At 38.9% G+C, this 18,928-nt stretch carries 20 protein-coding genes; 8 read left to right on the top strand and 12 right to left on the bottom strand.

What is annotated here, in order from left to right; genetic code table 11:
• Window positions 1-116 precede the first annotated feature (116 nt).
• The 5 genes from EGI31_RS07880 to EGI31_RS07860 all read right to left on the bottom strand — a co-directional run bounded on the left by EGI31_RS07880 (window position 117) and on the right by EGI31_RS07860 (window position 6,164).
• The gene (locus tag EGI31_RS07880; RefSeq protein ID WP_255036664.1) at window positions 117-1,412 is read right to left on the bottom strand and encodes a type II toxin-antitoxin system HipA family toxin; all 1,296 of its coding nucleotides are present in this window, start codon (window positions 1,410-1,412) and stop codon (window positions 117-119) included.
• Window positions 1,406-1,753, bottom strand: coding sequence for a helix-turn-helix domain-containing protein (locus EGI31_RS07875; protein WP_255036662.1), 348 nt, complete (start codon window positions 1,751-1,753; stop codon window positions 1,406-1,408). The genes EGI31_RS07880 and EGI31_RS07875 overlap by 7 nt, the downstream gene beginning before the upstream one ends.
• A gap of 174 nt (window positions 1,754-1,927) precedes the next feature.
• Entirely contained in the window at window positions 1,928-2,608 is a 681-nt protein-coding gene (locus tag EGI31_RS07870; protein ID WP_255036661.1) for a metal-dependent hydrolase, read from the bottom strand.
• 104 nt (window positions 2,609-2,712) lie between these two features.
• The gene (locus tag EGI31_RS07865; protein ID WP_255036660.1) at window positions 2,713-5,208 is read right to left on the bottom strand and encodes a phosphocholine-specific phospholipase C; all 2,496 of its coding nucleotides are present in this window, start codon (window positions 5,206-5,208) and stop codon (window positions 2,713-2,715) included.
• Window positions 5,209-5,324: 116 nt separating this feature from the next.
• A complete protein-coding gene (locus EGI31_RS07860) occupies window positions 5,325-6,164 on the bottom strand; it encodes an AraC family transcriptional regulator (protein WP_255036659.1) in 840 nt (279 codons plus the stop codon).
• 127 nt (window positions 6,165-6,291) lie between these two features.
• Here EGI31_RS07860 and EGI31_RS07855 point away from each other — a divergent pair, with 127 nt between their 5' ends.
• The 4 genes from EGI31_RS07855 (at window position 6,292) to EGI31_RS07840 (ending at window position 10,823) form a co-directional block, all read left to right on the top strand.
• Complete coding sequence (locus EGI31_RS07855; protein ID WP_255036658.1) at window positions 6,292-7,092, top strand: phytanoyl-CoA dioxygenase family protein; 801 nt, start codon at window positions 6,292-6,294, stop codon at window positions 7,090-7,092.
• Window positions 7,089-8,201, top strand: a complete 1,113-nt coding sequence (locus tag EGI31_RS07850) for a Zn-dependent alcohol dehydrogenase (protein WP_255036657.1) — start codon at window positions 7,089-7,091, stop codon at window positions 8,199-8,201. The genes EGI31_RS07855 and EGI31_RS07850 overlap by 4 nt, the downstream gene beginning before the upstream one ends.
• Before the next feature lie 167 nt (window positions 8,202-8,368).
• Window positions 8,369-9,157 carry an alpha/beta hydrolase gene (locus tag EGI31_RS07845; protein ID WP_255036656.1) on the top strand — a complete coding sequence of 263 codons (789 nt, stop codon included), beginning with the start codon at window positions 8,369-8,371 and terminating at the stop codon, window positions 9,155-9,157.
• 64 nt (window positions 9,158-9,221) lie between these two features.
• The gene (locus tag EGI31_RS07840; RefSeq protein ID WP_255036655.1) at window positions 9,222-10,823 is read left to right on the top strand and encodes a GMC family oxidoreductase; all 1,602 of its coding nucleotides are present in this window, start codon (window positions 9,222-9,224) and stop codon (window positions 10,821-10,823) included.
• Window positions 10,824-10,839: 16 nt separating this feature from the next.
• Here EGI31_RS07840 and EGI31_RS07835 read toward each other — a convergent pair whose 3' ends face one another.
• The 4 genes from EGI31_RS07835 to EGI31_RS07820 form a co-directional block, all read right to left on the bottom strand.
• Window positions 10,840-11,454 carry a hypothetical protein gene (locus EGI31_RS07835; protein ID WP_255036654.1) on the bottom strand — a complete coding sequence of 205 codons (615 nt, stop codon included), beginning with the start codon at window positions 11,452-11,454 and terminating at the stop codon, window positions 10,840-10,842.
• A 137-nt stretch (window positions 11,455-11,591) separates the two neighbouring features.
• On the bottom strand, window positions 11,592-11,987 hold the full coding sequence (locus EGI31_RS07830) for an Hsp20/alpha crystallin family protein (RefSeq protein ID WP_255036653.1): 396 nt from the start codon (window positions 11,985-11,987) through the stop codon (window positions 11,592-11,594).
• Between the two features lie 4 nt (window positions 11,988-11,991).
• Complete coding sequence (locus EGI31_RS07825) at window positions 11,992-12,165, bottom strand: hypothetical protein (RefSeq protein WP_255036652.1); 174 nt, start codon at window positions 12,163-12,165, stop codon at window positions 11,992-11,994.
• 19 nt (window positions 12,166-12,184) lie between these two features.
• Window positions 12,185-12,421: a hypothetical protein gene (locus EGI31_RS07820; protein WP_255036651.1), complete on the bottom strand. Its 237-nt coding sequence runs from the start codon at window positions 12,419-12,421 to the stop codon at window positions 12,185-12,187.
• Window positions 12,422-12,610: 189 nt separating this feature from the next.
• Here EGI31_RS07820 and EGI31_RS07815 point away from each other — a divergent pair, with 189 nt between their 5' ends.
• Window positions 12,611-13,120: a c-type cytochrome gene (locus EGI31_RS07815; RefSeq protein WP_255036650.1), complete on the top strand. Its 510-nt coding sequence runs from the start codon at window positions 12,611-12,613 to the stop codon at window positions 13,118-13,120.
• Between the two features lie 6 nt (window positions 13,121-13,126).
• Here EGI31_RS07815 and EGI31_RS07810 read toward each other — a convergent pair whose 3' ends face one another.
• Together EGI31_RS07810 and EGI31_RS07805 are read right to left on the bottom strand one after the other, a co-directional pair.
• On the bottom strand, window positions 13,127-13,429 hold the full coding sequence (locus tag EGI31_RS07810) for a hypothetical protein (RefSeq protein WP_255036649.1): 303 nt from the start codon (window positions 13,427-13,429) through the stop codon (window positions 13,127-13,129).
• Between the two features lie 4 nt (window positions 13,430-13,433).
• Complete coding sequence (locus EGI31_RS07805) at window positions 13,434-13,982, bottom strand: RNA polymerase sigma factor (protein WP_255036648.1); 549 nt, start codon at window positions 13,980-13,982, stop codon at window positions 13,434-13,436.
• A 211-nt stretch (window positions 13,983-14,193) separates the two neighbouring features.
• On the opposite strand from EGI31_RS07805, the gene EGI31_RS07800 reads away from it, so the two are divergent.
• Window positions 14,194-15,624: an aldehyde dehydrogenase family protein gene (locus EGI31_RS07800; RefSeq protein ID WP_255036646.1), complete on the top strand. Its 1,431-nt coding sequence runs from the start codon at window positions 14,194-14,196 to the stop codon at window positions 15,622-15,624.
• 100 nt (window positions 15,625-15,724) lie between these two features.
• The gene (locus EGI31_RS07795; RefSeq protein WP_255036645.1) at window positions 15,725-17,065 is read left to right on the top strand and encodes an amidohydrolase family protein; all 1,341 of its coding nucleotides are present in this window, start codon (window positions 15,725-15,727) and stop codon (window positions 17,063-17,065) included.
• Window positions 17,066-17,141: 76 nt separating this feature from the next.
• Here the strand turns inward: EGI31_RS07795 and ppnP are convergent, their stop codons facing one another.
• On the bottom strand, window positions 17,142-17,423 hold the full coding sequence (gene ppnP, locus EGI31_RS07790; RefSeq protein ID WP_255036644.1) for a pyrimidine/purine nucleoside phosphorylase: 282 nt from the start codon (window positions 17,421-17,423) through the stop codon (window positions 17,142-17,144).
• 397 nt (window positions 17,424-17,820) lie between these two features.
• On the opposite strand from ppnP, the gene EGI31_RS07785 reads away from it, so the two are divergent.
• The gene (locus EGI31_RS07785) at window positions 17,821-18,906 is read left to right on the top strand and encodes an LptF/LptG family permease (protein WP_255036643.1); all 1,086 of its coding nucleotides are present in this window, start codon (window positions 17,821-17,823) and stop codon (window positions 18,904-18,906) included.
• The last annotated feature ends 22 nt before the right edge of the window (window positions 18,907-18,928 follow it).

Below are 18,928 nucleotides of genomic sequence, written 5' to 3'. Positions count from 1 at the left end.
TCAACATTTTGATAAAATTATAAAAATAATTTCTAATCTATTTGATACCAGACTTTTATTTTTCAATACTTAATGATGGTTAAGGCTGCATTCTGCAAAAAACTGTTTCGCATTTTTCACAACCCCAACAAAAAAGTCTTTTCCAAAGCCAAAGCTTGTATTTCTGGCATTTGGGCTTCTTGAGCGAAGTGTTTCCAGTTTTTTACAGTTTCAATTGCTTGACAAATGATTTCCTTGGGTTTCTTGATGTTCATTTGTTTTGCTACGTTTAGCAAATCACTTTGATCAATTCCCTCTCGTTTTCCGTTGACTGACATTTGATGACGAGCTATCCATTTGTTATCTGGGTTGTAGGCGTAGGTCACATCATAAGCTGGCGAAAGCTTCCATTTGCCAGAGTTGTCCATCAGAAACGAAATGTTTTTCGTATGGTCGTCTTGGTTTCTGGCAATTACATTAAAAACCATTCTGAGATACAATTGCTCGGCATCGGTATAGGGAAGCCTTAGCTCACGCATCGCCTGAAACGCCTGCTCGTATGCGTAGGCATTCGGATTGTTGTAGTCATAGTGACACAGACCGCAGAGTGTTTGCATGTGTAGTTTTTGGTTGTTGGGTAATCTATCAAACCGCTTCGTCATAAAATGAGCTCTTCCGCCTTCTTCCAATAATTTGCTTTCAGTCATATTTATGCCGCATGCTATCGCCATTTTGTAGTAGGCATATTCTATTCGGCCATAACCCATTGGGTCGCTTAACTGTTCGTTTGTTACACCATCAAACTTTACTAACCAATGTTCAAAGCCCTCAGGGGCAACAAGTTGGCCACTTCGTACCTCTTTAGTGAGCGGATTATAGGCTATTACGGCTTTTGCTCTTGCACCACCCGCTGATGTCCCCACCTTTACGATATCCATCAAAGCTTCAGCTTCCTTTTGACTTAGTGCGGTATTCAATTCGGATTTTTGTTCCAAAGCTTTTTTTGACAAAGCCACCAAATCACTTATTTCTAGATTTTTAGCTGTATCTTTTTCTTGCTTTATGGCTGGGGCAAATTCCAATGCACCCATACCTCTGTTGCCCTGATAGCAGAGTCGTTCTACAGGGTTCATACTGTTGCGTGCCCTACCCTGTGATGCCAGCCAAATATCGATCAATTGTCCACCAAATCTATCGGGAAGTGCATCGGCCAATAAACCAGGTAAACCTTGGTATGTTTCTCTTGGCAAAGCTGGGAACTGAAAAATCGTACCCTTTGATGCAATTTGAATCGGCATAGTCAGTGGGGCAATATCAAGTCCTAGACGAACGAATGCAGCATCCATCTCAAAAGAGGCTACCTCACGAGCCTCATCCCACAGAACGGCACCGACTAACTTGTCCCACAAAACCACATTTGCCAAATTTACCATTCGCTTGCGGGCTTAGTTTTCCTGCTTCCAGTAGCTCTTTTGCGATATTTGGCTTGTTGCTCGGCCACCATAAGTGGGCTTATGCTATCAGGAACAACAAAAGCCCCTAACACATCCAGCTGCTCCAAGCCTCGCAAAATCTGCACAAAACTCAGCATATTACTTACACGCCCATTCTCAATTTCGCTAATGGTACTACGAAAAATGCCACTTTTGGCAGCCAACTCTTGCTGTGTAATATTTGCCCTGATACGCATACGCTTGAGCTGCTTGCCAAGCTCTGTTATTATGGCAGCATCACTCATACTATACCAGTTTATATTGTTGTATAAATACGACATTATGATAAATTTTTAATATTAATGTTTTCTTTACACAACAAATATACCAAATAAAAATGAAATAAAAAAATATGTCGCTAAAAGACAACAATAAATTATTTTAATCACAATAATGTTGCCTAAAAACAACATTGAAAGTAAAATTAATTAAGCAAAATTCCGAAAAGATAAAAATCAAACCACAACAACTTGCCCAACTTCGAGCAAAATCAACTCTTTGTTAGCTTCTGAGAAAGCTGCCCTAGCTGCATGATGATCTATTTTGATAGGTGGGAAAGAATCAAAATGGCAACCAAAGATTTTGGAGCAAGCTATAAAATCAGCCGCAATAATGGCATCTTCATAACCCATGGTGAAGTAATCGCCTACTGGCAAAATAGCGAAATCCAAAGCTGGACAGATTTTTGGAATCAACTGCATGTCTAAGGTCAAGGCAGTGTCTCCGGCATGATAAAAGCAGTGGTTCTCGTTCCAAATCACAAAACCGTAGGGATTACCGCCATAAGTACCGTCTGGCAAAACACTTGAATGGACCGCCGTAACGAGTTTAATAGTTCCGAAATCAAAGGTAAATTTGCCTCCCGTGTTTAAACCATGAGCAACTAGTCCTTTTTTCTGATACCATTCGGCAATCTCGTAATTAGAAATTATAGGAGCATCACACTGTTTGGCAATGCTTTCAGCATCAGCAACATGATCACCATGGCCATGTGTGAGCAAAATATAATCTGCTTGAATATCAGCTATTGATACGCCACCCGCCATTGGATTGCCAGAAATGAAAGGGTCGAAAATGAGTCGTTTTCCACCAAACTCCACAATAAAACAAGAATGTCCTAAATATTGAATTTTCATATTGTAAATTTTTATTAACTACAGAACTACAAAAAAGTAGATTTCGAAATAAACGCAAGTAAACCCAAATAGGTTGTCAATTTCAATGCAAAAAAATCAAAATCTTAAACCACCCCTCCCATTTGTGGATCTGTGAAGCTCGGTTTTCCTGTTTCTACGTGGCCTGCATATTGCCAGCCAGCGTCCTTTAAACCCTTTAATCTAACCAAAAAATCATACCAAGAGTGGCTCTTGCTCAAGTCGAGCGGCACTTTCTTATATTCGTTTTTGGTGAATGTAAGCACTTTCGTTCCAGTTTTGTAGGCCAAGTCAATCACTTCTATTTGAATCGTTTTGCCACTGATATTCTTTATTTCCAAGTCAACATTTCCGTTAGGTTTTCTATCCTTTCCTTCTTGATACCAAAGCTTTGACTCAAAACCATTGGTTTCTACATTTACTTTAAAAGCCCTATAGAAACCATTCGGACCATAAACCTCAAACTTAAATTTCTCACTGTCCAAAATCCAAATGTCAGTGATAATATCGCCTGCTTTAAGGGCATAATTTCGGGTCTTTAGCTCTCCTTTTTCTCTAAAATAAACCACAAAAGGACAGCCCACCGATTTGTCACCAAAAAGCTGCTTCCCAACCTTAAACATAATCTCAAACTTATCGTCACGTTCCTTTCCCTCCACATAAAGTTCATAAGGCAAAGCACAAGCAGGCTTTATACCTTTCTCCTGCTTTGGCATCCAAGCCGATTTTTGCGGAGAGACATTCGCCTCGGCTACCTCCTCCGGCGAAAGAGCCTTGTAATTATTGGGTAGTTTTTTAAACTTGGCCGCATGTATAGAAGCTATAAATGGCACTTTTTTTACAAAATCTAAAGAAGCAATTTTCTCACCACTGTAAGGTTTAAAAACGGAAGTTAAGTCTCCGCAAACAGTTCTACGCCAATCGCTTATGTTTTCTTCCTTTATTTCTTTTTTATATTTCTTAGAAACAAATTTCTCCAAAAATTGTAAAACCGAGGTATGGTCAAAAACCTCTGAACAAACCTGTCCACCCCTACTCCAAGGCGAAGCAATGACCAACGGAACCCTAAATCCCAAGCCTATCGGACTCTCACGGGCATCTTTTTCTGGATTTTTATACTTGCGTTTCTTTTCGTGCTCAATGTTTACATGCTCCACCGAAGTATCTATCCCCGCCGACACTTTGCCGGTTTCAGGTTTCAAATGATGCGGTGGTACAAATGGCGGAACGTGGTCAAAATACCCGTCGTTCTCGTCATAGGCCAGTATAAATATCGTTTTCTTCCATATTTCAGGATTTTTTGTCAAAATTTCCATCACCTCCGACACATACCAAGCCCCATACCAGGGAGCTCCTGGGTGATCAGAGAAATTCTCAGGAGCTACCAACCACGAAACTGCCGGAAGTTTATCTTCGTTTACGTCTTTTCTGAATTGATGCAAAACATCACTTTTAGGCACTTCAAGGGTTCTTTTTGTGCCATTATCGTCATATTCAACTGTCACAAGTTCCCTATAATCGGCATCGGCACGGTTGTTTGTAAATGCCTTTTGATGAATACTCTTCTGAAAATCACTAAGTTTCTTGAAATTCTCTGGAGTGTACTCTACAATATCGACTTTTAAAACCTCTAAAAACGATTCGAGATTCGCCAATTCTCTTTTTGTTTTCTCTAATTCTTGCCCAACAAGGCTAGGAAGTGACGATTTCAAATCCGATATTCTGTTAGGAATCAAATCTCTAACTTTCAGTAGATAAGCATGATATTCTGGAGCAAATTTTACTTTGTATTGGTCAAACCATTCAATAGGATTGTCGGTAAAATTTCCCAACCAAGCATCTTGCTCTCCTTCGAAACCCGAAGTCAAACTGATTTCGTTTTGATAAATTCTCCAAGGAATACCAGCCTCTTCCAATCGCTCGGGGAAAGATTTCCAATAGGCCCATTTTCCATAATCTATATCTTCGTTTTTAACATTGGCTTTGGCTTCGAAACTTGGTTTTTCACGAATGGTGCCAGACCATAAATACAATCTGTTTGGCGTGGTACCGGTGAGCGAAGAACAGAAATTTTGGTCACAAACAGTAAAGGCATCGGCCAATGCGTAGTAAAACGGGATGTCCTCTCTGTCATAATATCCCAAAGTGAGGGGCATTTCTTTATACTCGGCATGTCCCGAGGGTTTGGCTTGGAGCCATTGGTCATATTTGCCGTCGTTTCGGGCATCTACTTGGTTTTCCCAAGAATGCGGCAGAGAACTCATCCAAGTAGCGTTCGTTTCTTTCAAATCCAATCTAAACGGTGCAAACGTCTCTCCTTTTGGGTTAGTCTGTAAAAAAACTTTGTTATTATTTGGCAGTCGAATGGCCCGAGGGTCGTTAAAACCTCTAACACCCTTTAAAGTACCAAAGCTATGGTCAAATGAACGATTTTCTTGCATCAAAATAACTACGTGTTCGGCATCCCAAAACGTGCTTCCTTCGGCCGGATTGATGGCCATGGCCTTTAGGATAGAGCTTGGCAAAGCCATTCCGGCGGCCAACATCGAAGCTTTCTTTATAAAATCTCTGCGAGAGTCCATTGATGATTGAATTTTTTCTGAAATTTCGGAATAAAACTGTTATAATTCGAAATATCGATATTTAAAAATTGTTACCATTTAAAGTTGATACTGAAACAACTCTTAAATCAACTCTTTTATTGGTATTTGCTTGGGCTTACCCCTTTCATTTTCTTAAAGATTTTGTTGAAATACGGAATATCATTGAACCCACTTTCAAAGGCTATCTGACTGACAGTGAGTTCTTTATTTTTAAGTAATTGACAAGCATACTGAATGCGGTATGAATTAACTACCTCAACAAATGTTTTACCCGTAATGGTTTTAAAATATCGGCAAAATGACGTAGGCGAAAGGTGTGCCACTTCCGCAATAGAAGGCAGTGCAATTTCTTCCCGATAATGTTCTATGAGATAAGCAAAAACTTTTTGAAACCTTGCCGTCTCTGTACCAGAATGATGAACATTAATGAAAGAGGAGTCAATTATCTCCAATTCATTACTTTCAGCGAGAAAACCTAAGATATTTAACAAAAACAGAAGCCTCTGATAATCATTTGCTTTTGATAATTCCTCTAAAGTGGCCAACACTTTAAACTTTGTTTCGCCCAATATTTTAAGCCCTGTTCTAGACTTTTGTAAAAAAATATTGACCAAATGCATTTCGGGCAGTTCTAAAAATCGCTCTCCCAAAAAATCACCCTTAAACTGCACCACTGTGGCCTCCACTTTTTCACCTTCGGTGAGAGGCTTTGAAATCCAACAATGCGGGAGATTTGAGCCCAGAAAAATCAAGTCGTCATCGTAGAAATCCTCCACATGCGTGCCTACATAACGCTGACCCTCACCCCTACGAATGTGCGTAAGTTCAAACTCTGGATGAAAATGAAAAGCAGCGTCAAAAGCTGGCAACGCAAAGTTTCTGTAGAGAAATGAATTCCTCGCATCAAGGTCTAATTTTTCTAAAACTGCCTTCATTGTTCTTTTTTATCAAAAATTGATTTATAAAATAAATAATAAAGATAATATTAGACAATATTTTGAAAAAATAATCAAAATCGGATGAGAAAATTCTTCTGAAATTGCATCATCAAAATTTAGGAAAATGAATATCAATCAACCTTACGAACTCAGCCAAGAACAAATAGATTTCTACCAAAAAAACAGATACATTAAACTCAAAAATGTATTCGATGCCGAAACCTTGGCTTATTATGGTGAAAAAATCGCCCAAAAAGTAAACGAACTCAACAACCAAGACCAGCCACTAGATGCCAGAGATACTTATGGCAAGGCATTTTTACAGATCTTTAACCTATGGCGAGAAGATGAAACCATCAAAGAATTTGTTCTTAGCCAGAGACTTGGCAAAATAGCGGCCGACTTAATGCAAGCCGATGGGGCCAGAATTTACCACGACCAGGCCTTGTTCAAAGAGGGTGGTGGCGGCATAACTCCTTGGCATGCAGACCAGTACTATTGGCCATTGGCAACCGACAAAACCGTTACGGCATGGATACCATTGCAAGCCATTCCGCTCGAAATGGGGCCGCTGGAGTTCAGTGCAGGAAGCCATGCCATAGTAGAGGGTCGCGAATTAGCCATCAGCGACGATAGCGAGAAACTCATAGCCCAAAAACTCAGAGTAACTGATTTTGAACATGTTATAGAGCCTTTTGATCTCGGCGAAGTAAGTTTTCATTCCGGCTGGGTTTTTCACCGTGCGGGAGCCAACCAAACAGATCAAATGCGGAAAGTAATGACTGTAATATATATGGACAAAGACATGATTCTTAAAGAACCAGAAAACGAAAATCAAAGGAAAGATTGGGAAGTGTGGTGTCCTGGGGCCAAAGTTGGAGAAGTGATAAATACCGAAATAAACCCCATTTGTTACCAAAAATGATTCACTGCAAAGCCGCCATTGCTGATGGCAAAGGAAATTTCAAAATAGAAACTATCTCAGTTTCAGCACCGATTGGAGACGAAGTTCTGGTACAAATAAAGGCCGCTGGTATTTGTCACACCGATTGGGATTCACAATCGTGGGGTAAAACCTTGGTAATGGGTCATGAAGGTGCAGGCGAAGTTGTAGCCATTGGCGAAGCCGTAACGAACTTTTCGATTGGTGACAAAGTAATGCTCAATTGGGCCATACCGTGCTATAAATGTTTCCAATGTCAGGAAGGTAACCAACACATTTGTGAACGAAATTCGGCAGTAACCGCTGGTAATAAGGTAAGTGGAGGACATGCTTCTTTTGAATCAACTATTTTAAACGGAAGCCCCATCGAAAAGGCATTCAGTCTCGGAACGATGTCAGAATTCACTTTGGTAAGAGAATCAGCCTGCGTTAAAATTCACGTGGATATGCCGTTTAGCTCTGCAGCAATAGTGGGTTGTGGGGTGATGACGGGCTACGGATCTGTAGTCAATGCCGCAAAAGTGAAGCCCGGAACCAATGTTGTAGTTTTAGGAACTGGTGGAGTTGGACTCAATGTGATTCAAGGTGCAAGAATAGCAGGGGCCGGAAAAATAATTGCAGTGGATGTAAACCCTCTTCGACTCGAAATGGCCTTGGAATATGGTGCAACCCATACACTTTTGGCTGAAAAAGAAGATATTGGTCTATTGAAAGCCTCAGAAAAAATCAAGGAATTATGCGGTGGAAGAGGGGCTGATTACGCTTTTGAATGTACCGCTATTCCAGAACTGGGTGCGGCTCCTTTGGCGATGATCAGAAATGCAGGAACAGCCGTGCAGGTAAGTGGTATTGAACAAGAAATCACTATAGACATGAATCTTTTTGAATGGGACAAATTGTATATCAATCCATTGTATGGCAAATGCCGACCACAAATTGATTTCCCTATTTTACAAGATTTATATGCGAAAGGTGACCTAATGTTAGATGAAATGGTGACTCGGACTTATACTTTGGAAGACCTCTCTCAAGCATTTCAGGATATGCATGAAGGCAAAAATGCCAAAGGAGTTATTCGGTTTGACAATTGATTCGATTGACGATTGATTCGTTTTGACAATTGATTCGATTGAAGATTTACTATTGCTTCGATTTTGGATTTACGATTTTGGACAATATTTTTCTCAAAGAGTAGAACGCAAAACGTGAAACATTGTGTCGTACCCTGAGATACTCCGTGACCTTATTAAAAACTAAAATGTCAACATTTTTCACTACAGAAATAGCAAATTTTCAAGGACTTGAATTCATTACAGTAAAAAGTAATGCTCTAAAAAAGCGTGCCGATATTACTGTTTTTAATCCCTCAAAAAATAACATTGAGGCTAAATCCTTACCCATAGTGATTCTTCTACACGGAGTTTATGGTAGCCATTGGGCATGGGCAATGAAAGGAAAAGTTCATGAAACAGCACAGAGACTAATTGCGGAAAGAAAAATAAAGCCGATGGTTTTGGTGATGCCCTCAGATGGACTTTTTGGTGATGGAAGTGGCTATGTACCTCACAAAACCGAAAATTATGAGAAATGGATTGCGGAAGATGTAATTGAAGTCGTGAAAGAACAAATCCTGCAAGTCGATGATGGTTCACCAATCTATATTGCAGGTTTGTCAATGGGTGGTTTTGGAGCTTTGAGATTTGGAGCAAAATACCCTAAAATCTTCAAGGCTTTTTCAGGATTATCCTCCATCACTGATTTTGAACAATTGGAAAAATTTGTTTCTGACTTTGAATCTCTGAAAGATGCAGCCACTGAGCAAGACGGTGTTATGGATTGGATGATTAAAAACAAAGCATCTCTCCCCCCTTTCCGATTCGATTGCGGCACAAATGACATTTTAATTGAACACAACAGAAAGCTACATTTGGAGCTTAAAACTCACGACATTCCGCACATATATGAAGAATACCCCGGCGAACATTCATGGGATTATTGGGAAAAACACATTGCCGAAACTTTGATATTTTTTGATTCTCAAATTTGAAGATTCTGAATATTTTTTTTGAATCTCAAAAACTCCTATATTTATTTCATAAACCCTTAAATAAATGACCTTTGACTATATTATTGTCGGTGCAGGTAGTGCTGGTTGCGTTTTAGCCAATCGTTTATCCAAAAACCCTGAAAACTCAGTTTTGCTTATAGAAGCAGGCGGAAAAGACACCAAAATGGAGATTCATATACCGGCAGGTTATGCCAAATTGCACCGATCTGAGGTAGACTGGGGCTATTACACCGAGCCACAAGAGCATATTCTCAACCGAAAAATCTATCTTCCGAGAGGAAAAGTGATGGGTGGCAGTAGCTCAACCAACGCCATGGCTTATGTAAGAGGCAATAAAGAAGACTATAATGATTGGGCAAAACTTGGCAACAAGGGCTGGGCTTATGATGATATATTGCCATTTTTCAAAAAATCAGAAAACAACCAAGACATTCAGAACGACTATCACGGAACTTCAGGCGAACTCAATGTGGAGTTTTCAAAAAACTTCAAAACACCATTTTCTGAGGCTTTTGTAAAAGGCTGCATGGAAGCTGGGTTTAAACAGAATCCGGACTATAACGGTGAAAATCAGGCGGGAACAGGACTTTTTCAATTCAGCATTAAAGACGGAAAACGTCACTCTGCCGTAGATGCCTATATAAACCCTATAAAGCACCGCAAAAATCTGACGATACTTACCAATACGAGAATTGAGAAAGTACTAATAGAAAAAGACAAAGCGGTAGGTGTGGAAGTAACCAACAAATCTACAGGCATTTACAAGGCTTCTAAAGAGGTAATTATCTCCACTGGCTCGTTTGTTTCTCCACAAATACTGATGCTATCGGGCATTGGAGATAAAGACGAACTTAAGGTACATGGAATAGAATGTAAAAAGCATTTGCTCGGAGTCGGAAAAAACCTCCAAGACCATCTTTTTTATGCCATTAGTGCACTTACCAATACCCAAGAAGGCCAAAATCACCACCTAAAGCCCTTAAACCAACTCAAAGATTTGGTACAATATTTACTTTTCAAAAAGGGAATTTTCACCATTGGTCCTTTGGAGGCCATTGCTTTTGGAAGCACTTCATTGAGTCCCGAAAGAGTTGATTATCAGTTCCATTTTGCTTCGCTACACTTGGGAGACGATTATTCTTGCGATGTGTACGACATCAAAACCTTCCCGACTGTGGACGGAGTAAGTATTCTACCCACTCTTTTAAGACCAAAAAGCAGAGGTTTTGTAAGTTTAAGCAGTAAGAATGCCAAAGACGCACCCATCATCCAGCCTAATTTTCTTTCGCATGAGGACGACCGAAAAGTATTGATAGAAGGCGGCAAAAAAGCTTTAGAAGTATTTCAAACCAAGGCTTTTTCAAAACACGTCGAAAAAATCATTACACCTCCTCTTGGAAAATCAGACGAAGCAATTTGGGATCATATCCAGAAACAAGTAGAAACGGTTTATCATCCAGTTGGAACTTGCAAAATGGGAAATGATGAAATGGCTGTAGTTGATAGTACTTTAAAAGTGCACGGCATAGAAAACCTTAGAGTGGTGGATGCTTCCATTATGCCGACCCTGGTTTCAGGCAATACCAACGCCCCCGTGTATATGATTGCAGAAAAAGCAGCCAGTATGATATTAGGGGGACAATAATCCCCCTGAATCGTAATCAAATAAGCCCTTTTGCAAAGTTCAAAACTCCGCCAAGCGAGTCTCTAACTTTGGGTTCAGCCGCAGCTCCGCCAGTTTTTAAAAGGTTTATGCTAGACATTGCTCCCGAAATTAAAGAACCACCAGAGGCGGCCGACGGGCCACCTAAAAGTGATAGTCCACTTTTCATCAATCCCAAATTGCTTGTTAGTCCAGCAGTTTTACCCAAAAGACTCTTTCCGCCCAAAATAGAACTCAATTGATTTGCTCCCAAAGCCATTTTTACCAAAGCAATGGCTTTTTGCAAAACTCCACCCTGAAGCCCTCCAGTTTTGGCCAAAGGAATCAACTTTTTCAAATTTCCAACCTGACCCAAAAGTTTGTCTTTAAACTCTCCAGAAGTATTTTCTGACGATTTCTCTATTTTTTCTACGGTTTTGGTCAATGCCGTAGCGGTAGCTTCGTGGTCGCTTCCCGCACTTAGTTTTAACACATTATCTAAAAGAATCTCGCTAGAATCTGTCACAACTTCGGCATTTTCGGGAGCTTTGGGTAGTGTCTTTGAGAATTGGCCAAAACTTGCGAATGAAATAATTAGAAATGCGATTAAAAGAATGCTTTTTGTGGTATTCATATTTAATTATTTAGTGTTTAAGCTTTGTAAAGTTAGCCAAATATTGTGTTTATAAAAGCCTTTCAAAGGCATAAAATTTCACCAAACAAAAAAAGGCAGCCTCAAAGAAGCTGCCTTTCCAATCAAATTATGAGCTATTACTGTACGGTTATCGTTAAATCCTTCTGAAGAACTTCTTTGGATTTTGGTAAAGTGATCACCAAAACGCCATCTTCGTGTTTGGCCGATATGCTTTCTACATCAACTTTGCGATTTAGGGCCACTACCCGCTCGAAGTTCTTCACGGGGAATTCTTGTTGGGTAAATTTTGGAGGATTTTCGAATTCTTTCTGACCCGTGATATATAAAACATCCTCTTTGACAGCTATGGAAATATTTTCTTTGGCAAATCCAGTGGCATATACCTGCACCTGATATTCGGTGTCATTTTCTGAAATATTCAAAGGAACATTATATTTCGGGCGACGGAAACCGCCACCGAAGTTTGGCATTTGATAAAATGCCCGATGATAATGAGATCTATCTCTACACATGATGTTAATTGTTTTGTTGGTTATTACTTTTTTGAATTTCGTGGCCTTTTTCACAATGTGAGGCTTTTGGACCACCGTGCCTGATGTTGTGGTGTCTCCAGCCAAAATGAGCTGAAAGGGCACCGAAAGTGAGCATAGCCACTAGGATACTCACAAAAAATCTTGGTCCTTTTATCATAATTTGTACGTTTTAATAATTAATCAATATTGATGATTTGACTTTTTTGGTTTCTGTTTTTGAAAACTATGCTTTCAAAGCCAGACATGGCATATACATCATTGCGAACGGTGCGATATTGGGCTTGAGTGTATCGCATTCTTCTTCTAAAACTCATGCCCATAATAAAGAAGAACATTAAAAAGAACAGCATAACAAATGGAGCAAAAAACAAGGCCGCTCCCATAACTACTCCGAACAAAATTGACTTTAACATTTTAAATTTTATTGTTTATATAAGGGAAGACGGGCTAGTGTAATTTTTACTTTAATTTATTTGAAGAAATTTTAATTACCAATTTAAAACACTAAAAATCAATAGTTTACATATTATGTTTTGAATATTCAGTATCTGGAACATTTGGTCTTTAGAAAAAGAGTATATTTGGAAATTGATTTCTGTAGAATGGCCAATTATAATATTTACATAAAAATTTCAAAATTGATTTACAAAATTGTATTAGCTATATCTGCTTTATTTTTTCTTACTGTTTATACATTTCTTCAAAAACAAAAGCTAGATTATATTCAAGAACCTCAATTTTATTGTGGGACCTGTATGGATGAAATTAACAATCCTAGTTTAAATGAAATTAACAATCCTAGTTTAATTAAAAATGTATTTGGAGAAACACTTTTCAAAAATAATTGTGCACAATGTCATAATGCTAATGCTTCCATGTTAGTTGGTCCTGGCTTAGCTGGAATTAAGGAAAGAAGAGATGAAGAATGGCTTATAAAATGGATTCAAAATCCACAAAAAGTTATTCAAAGTGGAGATAAATATGCAATTAAATTATTTGAAAAATTTAACAAAACTGAAATGACGGCCTTTACAAATTTTAAGGAAGAAGAGATTTTAGCAATATTAGAATACATTGATGAATACAATCAAAGCCAGAAAGCAATTCCTTAAATCCCCTCACTTTCCGCACCTTTGCCTCCATTGTTCTTTAAACGCCTGCTTTTCTTCATCATTCATATTCATGAATTTTTCTTTGAATTTAGAATTTGCAAAAGGTGGTTTTCGATAACCAGCACCTCTAAAATGAAAGCCTCCAAACAGAATTCTACTCAAAACAAAAAGTCCTAAGGCCTGTAGATAATTGATTTTTGACCAATGAAAAATATCAGGAATCAACCAGTTCCACAGTGACATCACCACCCAACCAAAGGCCAAAACCCCTGCTATGACTACCGGAATAAAGAAAAGCCTCTTTTTCATTGTCTTAGTAATTTAATTCTTGATACAAATAATTCAATCTATTTCTTAGATGTTTCATAGCATAACCTTTCCTACTAATGATGGTTTTAAGGTTTTCGCCCTTGAGGTCTGCAATTTCTTGTAAAGTTAAATCCTCCATTTCATTCAGCACAAAAACTTCTCGTTGGTTTTCAGGAAGTTCTTGCAGAGCCTTTTCGAGTTCCATCCAAAACGTCTCTTTGAAAAGTGCCAACTCAGGATTGTTAGCATCATCCAAAAGTAATATTTCTTTAAACATCAGTTCACCTTCCGAATCCTCAAAAGCATAATCTTCGAGTGCGTCTGTGGTTTTCTTTCTATACTTGTCAGTTACTTTATTTCGGGCTACTTGATAAAGCCAAGCACTTACATTTTCAATATCTTCCAAATTCCCAAAACTAGAAAGCTGATACCAAACATCTTGCAGAATATCTTCAGCGTCTTCGTTTGAACGAACTTTACCACGAATAAATCCGAACAGTCTTTTTCCAAAGGCCTGAATGGTGGATTTAATCGTTTTATTTTCTTCGTTCATTTGATTTTATAATAGCTTTTTTTAAGAAGACGAATGAATGGGGATTTTACTTTAAACAATTGAAAAATAATAAAATTCCCACGATAATCTTTTGAAAAACAACAATTTCAAAGAAAACATTTCATTCAATTTTTCAACAGAAAAATTCATTTTTGATAGCCATTCAAAAAAAAAGTTTATATTCGAATCACAATCAACCAAATAAAAACCTATGAGTATGAAAAGCATCTCAGAAGAAGTGAATATTGAAAAGATAAACAGGATTTTTGCGTCACAAAAAGCCCATCAGTTTGACTTGGCCAATGCCCCCATCAAAAGTCGTAAAGCTAAACTTCGAGCATTGCTAAATGCCCTAGAAAATACTTATCGCCAAGAGCTGCGAGATGCCATGATGGCCGATTTCAAAAAGCCCAAGGCTGATGTAGACCTCTCGGAGATTTTTCCAGTTACTAGTGAAATAAAGCACGCCATTAGTCATGTAGGCAAATGGACGTCAAAACAGGCCGCCGACACACCGATGGCATTTTTTGGTTCTACCTCATACATCAAATACGAACCGAAAGGTGTTTGCTTGATTATTGCTCCTTGGAACTTCCCGGTTAATTTATTGCTCAGTCCCTTGGTATCAGCAATTGCTGGCGGAAATACAGCCATTTTGAAACCCTCAGAGTTTACACCTCACACTTCAGCTGTTTTAGCCAAACTCATAAAGAGTATATTCGATGAAAACGAAGTTGCTCTCATTGAAGGCGGAATAGAAACTTCTACGGCACTTTTAGAATTACCTTTTAACCATATATTTTTCACAGGTGCACCAGCCATCGGTAAAATCGTGATGGCCGCAGCTGCAAAAAATCTTGCATCGGTTACACTCGAATTGGGAGGAAAATCTCCAACCATAATAGACGAAACCGCCTCCATAAGTACTTCAGCCAAGCGAATAGTTTGGGGAAAATTCCATAATAGTGGGCAAATATGCATAGCACCCGACTACGTTTTGGTGCATGAATCCAAAAAAGAAGCATTGATAGAAGCCATGAAGAAAACCTTGAACGACTTTTATGGATCTGATGCACAATCGTCTGATTCTTATGGACATATTGTCAACCAAAAACACGCCGAAAGAGTAAATGGCTACATACAAGACTCGGTTTCTAAAGGAGCGAAAGTGGTTTTTGGTGGGAAAACAGACACTAAAAATAGTTTTATAGAGCCCACGCTGGTAAGTGAAGTTCCTGAAGACTCGGCATTAATGCAAAATGAGATATTTGGGCCAGTTTTGCCTGTAATTTCATACAAAAATCTGGATGAGGCTATTGCCAAAATCAATGAAGGAGAAAAACCTTTGGCATTATATATTTATAGTAAAAGCGAGAAGAATATAGAACATATAATGAACAATACCCGTGCCGGTAATACTTGTATAAACAACAACGACCTTCACTACTATAATCCAAATCTACCTTTCGGTGGTTCGAACAATTCAGGAATAGGAAAGGCCCATGGTTTTTTTGGGTTCCAGGAATTCACCAATGCCCGAGGGGTTTATCGTCAGCATTTACCGCCAGCACTAGAACTGCTCATGCCCCCATACAACAGCCTTAAAGAACGCTTGATAGAATTGGTGGTGAAGTTTTTTTGATAATTCGAGGTTTGGATAGTCTGAATCACTGAATTGGTCTATTTAAAATCATTTTTTCAAAACAAAAACCCTAAATTGAATTATAATTTCATCTAAACCTATGAATAAAAATTACAAAACTTGGTTCATTATTTTTTCACTGTTATTAACTCAAATGAGTTATGCCCAAAAAATAAAAGCTCTCGTCGGAGGAACCTTGTTGGACGGTTTCGGTGGGCCACCTATTCCAAACTCTATTGTGCTCATTGAAGGCAAAAGAGTAAAAGCTGTTGGCCGAATCGGCGAATTGGCGATACCTAAAGACGCCGAAATCATCTCCACTGAAGGTATGAGTGTAATGCCTGGCTTGTGGGACATGCATGTGCATTTGATGATCAATGGCCACAGCAATTACACCCATTGGGACAGTACCTACATCAAAAAATTCGAGTCTATCATTATGCCGTCGTCTGCACATCAGCTACTTATGGCAGGTGTAACCAGTGCCAGAGACTTAGGTGCTCCACTGGAGGCAAGTATAAATGTTAGAGACAAAATAAACCAAGGTAAAATTCCTGGGCCTACTATTTACGTTTCTGGACCTTTTCTTCAACACCGCCCTTATCCCAAAACCGAGGAGTTCCGATGGGGAATTTATGGTGAAGAAGATGCCAAAGCCAAGGTTAAAAAACTGGCGGACGCTGGCGTGAACGTAATAAAACTCATCGACCACGATGAAATGACCAAGTCAGAAGCACAAACCATTGTAAATGAGGCCCATAAATATGGATTACCAGTGATAGCTCATAGCCACAGACCCAACGAAATACGAGTTGGTCTTGAAATCGGCGTGGACTGTTTTGAGCATACAGGACTTTCGTCCGCTCCAGAATATCCCGAGGACATTATAACCGCCATAAAAGAGCGTACTGCCAAAATGAACATGGGACCACTTTTTTGGACACCAACCGTCGAAGGGCTTTACAACTACGAATATGTGAGAGACAATCCCGAAAAATTGGATGATCCTTCCTGGCATTTGGGTTTACCGAAAGACATCATTGAAGACATCAAAGGCTCACTAAAATACCCAGGACAAATGCCGTATTTTCAGTTGACACCCATCAGAAAGCCAACTTTGACAAAGAAAATAAATCAGCTGAAAGATACTGGGGTAGTAATGGTGATAGGTACAGATAGCGGCATTCCAATGAAATTTCACAGCCAAAGCACTTGGAATGAGCTGGATGTGTGGGTAAACAAAATGGGAATAGATCCAATGTATGCCATAAAAGCAGCAACATATTGGCCAGCAGTAGCCATGAAAGTTGACAAAGACTACGGCAGCATAAGTGCAGGAAAATATGCCGACATCATAACAGTAAGAGGGGATGTACTTAGATATATTTCACTTTTACAAGACGTAAAAATGGTTATCAAACACGGCGAGAGAGTGAAGTAAAATTGTATCAAAATCTATCTCAAAACCTAAAAAACTCCTCAAACTAACGATTGAGGAGTTCTTTTTTGTAGAAATATCACTCATATTCACATAAATAGCTGGTCTGAAAAGGCACGTTTACCCAAAACTTCGAATTAGCCGGAACATCAAACGACTCACCATCTTCATAAACATTAATATCTTCTTCTCCCTGAATTTTAACTTCCATTTTACCCTGAATCACTGTCATTGTTTCTGCCGAACCAGTGCTAAATTCGTATTCTCCCTCGTTCATTACGCCTACTGTAGACTTGCCATTTTCTGTCGCATAACCCAATGATTTTACATTTCCTCCAAAATATTCGTTTACCGAAATCATAATTGTATTTGTTATATTTTTTTTCAAAATTAAGATTAATAAGTGGAAGTTGAAAACTAGAAGTAGGATGGCGGAATATAAAATCACCGCAAAGGCGGGAAGACGCAAAGGGATTACAATTCCGTTTTTTTGTAAATAACATTACTTTTACCAATATCCCAGTAACCAATTCACCAGTAACCAATATCACAGTAACCAATATCCCAGTAACCAGTTCACCAGTAACCAGTAACAGTGAACCCTTCTTAAAATTCCTTAAAATCCCAATCCTTAGTAATTTTCTGTTAATTTTGGGTTCGAAATATGGAAGTTGCATAAATTTAGGAATTCAAATAAAACCCTGAAATTCGCAACAGAAGGCTTGCGTCTTTGCGAGGAAGCGGTTAAAACCAACAATATGAAAATCTTAGATAAATATTTGATAAAGAAATTCTTGAGTACTTATGTGTTTGCGGTATTCATCATTGTTTTGGTTATTGTCGTGATTGATTTTGTTGAAAAAAATGACAACTTTATAGAACACCGAGCTCCTACAAAAGCCATTTTTCTTCAATATTATGCTAACCTTGCACCATATTGGGCCAACTACATCAGCCCATTGATGATATTTATTTCTACTGTATTTTTCACGGCCAAACTCGCTTCTCACACAGAAATAGTGGCCATCTTGAGCACAGGAACCAGCTTCAGAAGATTAATGTATCCTTACATTCTAGGCTCAAGTATTGTGGCGGTTTTCTCATTTTTTATGGTAGGCTGGGTATTGCCTAAAGCCAACAAAACCCGTATAGCCTTTGAAAATCAGTACATTGAGGACAAATACTACTTCGCTGATCGAGACATTCACATGGCGGTGGACAAAAATACTTATGCCTATCTTTCGTCTTATGACAACACCAGTAAAACAGCCTACGACTTCACTTTAGAAAAAGTAGAAAACAACCAATTGGTCGAAAAACTCACCTCAAGAAGGGCCGTATATATTGATTCAATAAAAAAATGGCAGTTGTACGACTACAAAATTAGAAAAGTAGGCATACTCAAGGACCAACTCACCATAGCCAGCGGTGCGGTACCCTTAGACACTGCCGTCAATATGTTTCCAACGGATTTTGAAAACACCAAAAATATCCACGAAACCATGACTATTCCGCAACTCCGAAAGCAAATAGCCTTAGTAAATAGTAGAGGAGCAGAAGGTGTGGAAATTTTCCAAATAGAGTACTATCAACGTTTTGCAACTCCTTTTGCGGTTATTATCCTCTCACTTATGGGGCTGATAGTCTCCGCCCGAAAAACCCGTGGGGGTGTTGGGCTTCAAATTGCCATTGGGTTTGTATTGGCCTTTGTCTATATCCTCTTTTATATCATGTCAAAAGGTATAGCTGAAGCCGGTGATATGCCAGCACTGCTGGCTGTTTGGCTGCCAAATTTAGTTTTCTCGTTCATAGCTACGGTTATGTACTTTACGGTTCCTAGGTAACTAAAAATCGCTCTTGGACTTA

The sequence above is a fragment of the Lacihabitans soyangensis genome, assembly GCF_024343775.1.
Lineage (GTDB): Bacteria > Bacteroidota > Bacteroidia > Cytophagales > Spirosomataceae > Leadbetterella > Leadbetterella soyangensis.
Note: the sequence above shows the minus strand (reverse complement) of the source record. Positions and strands in the feature narration are given on the sequence as shown.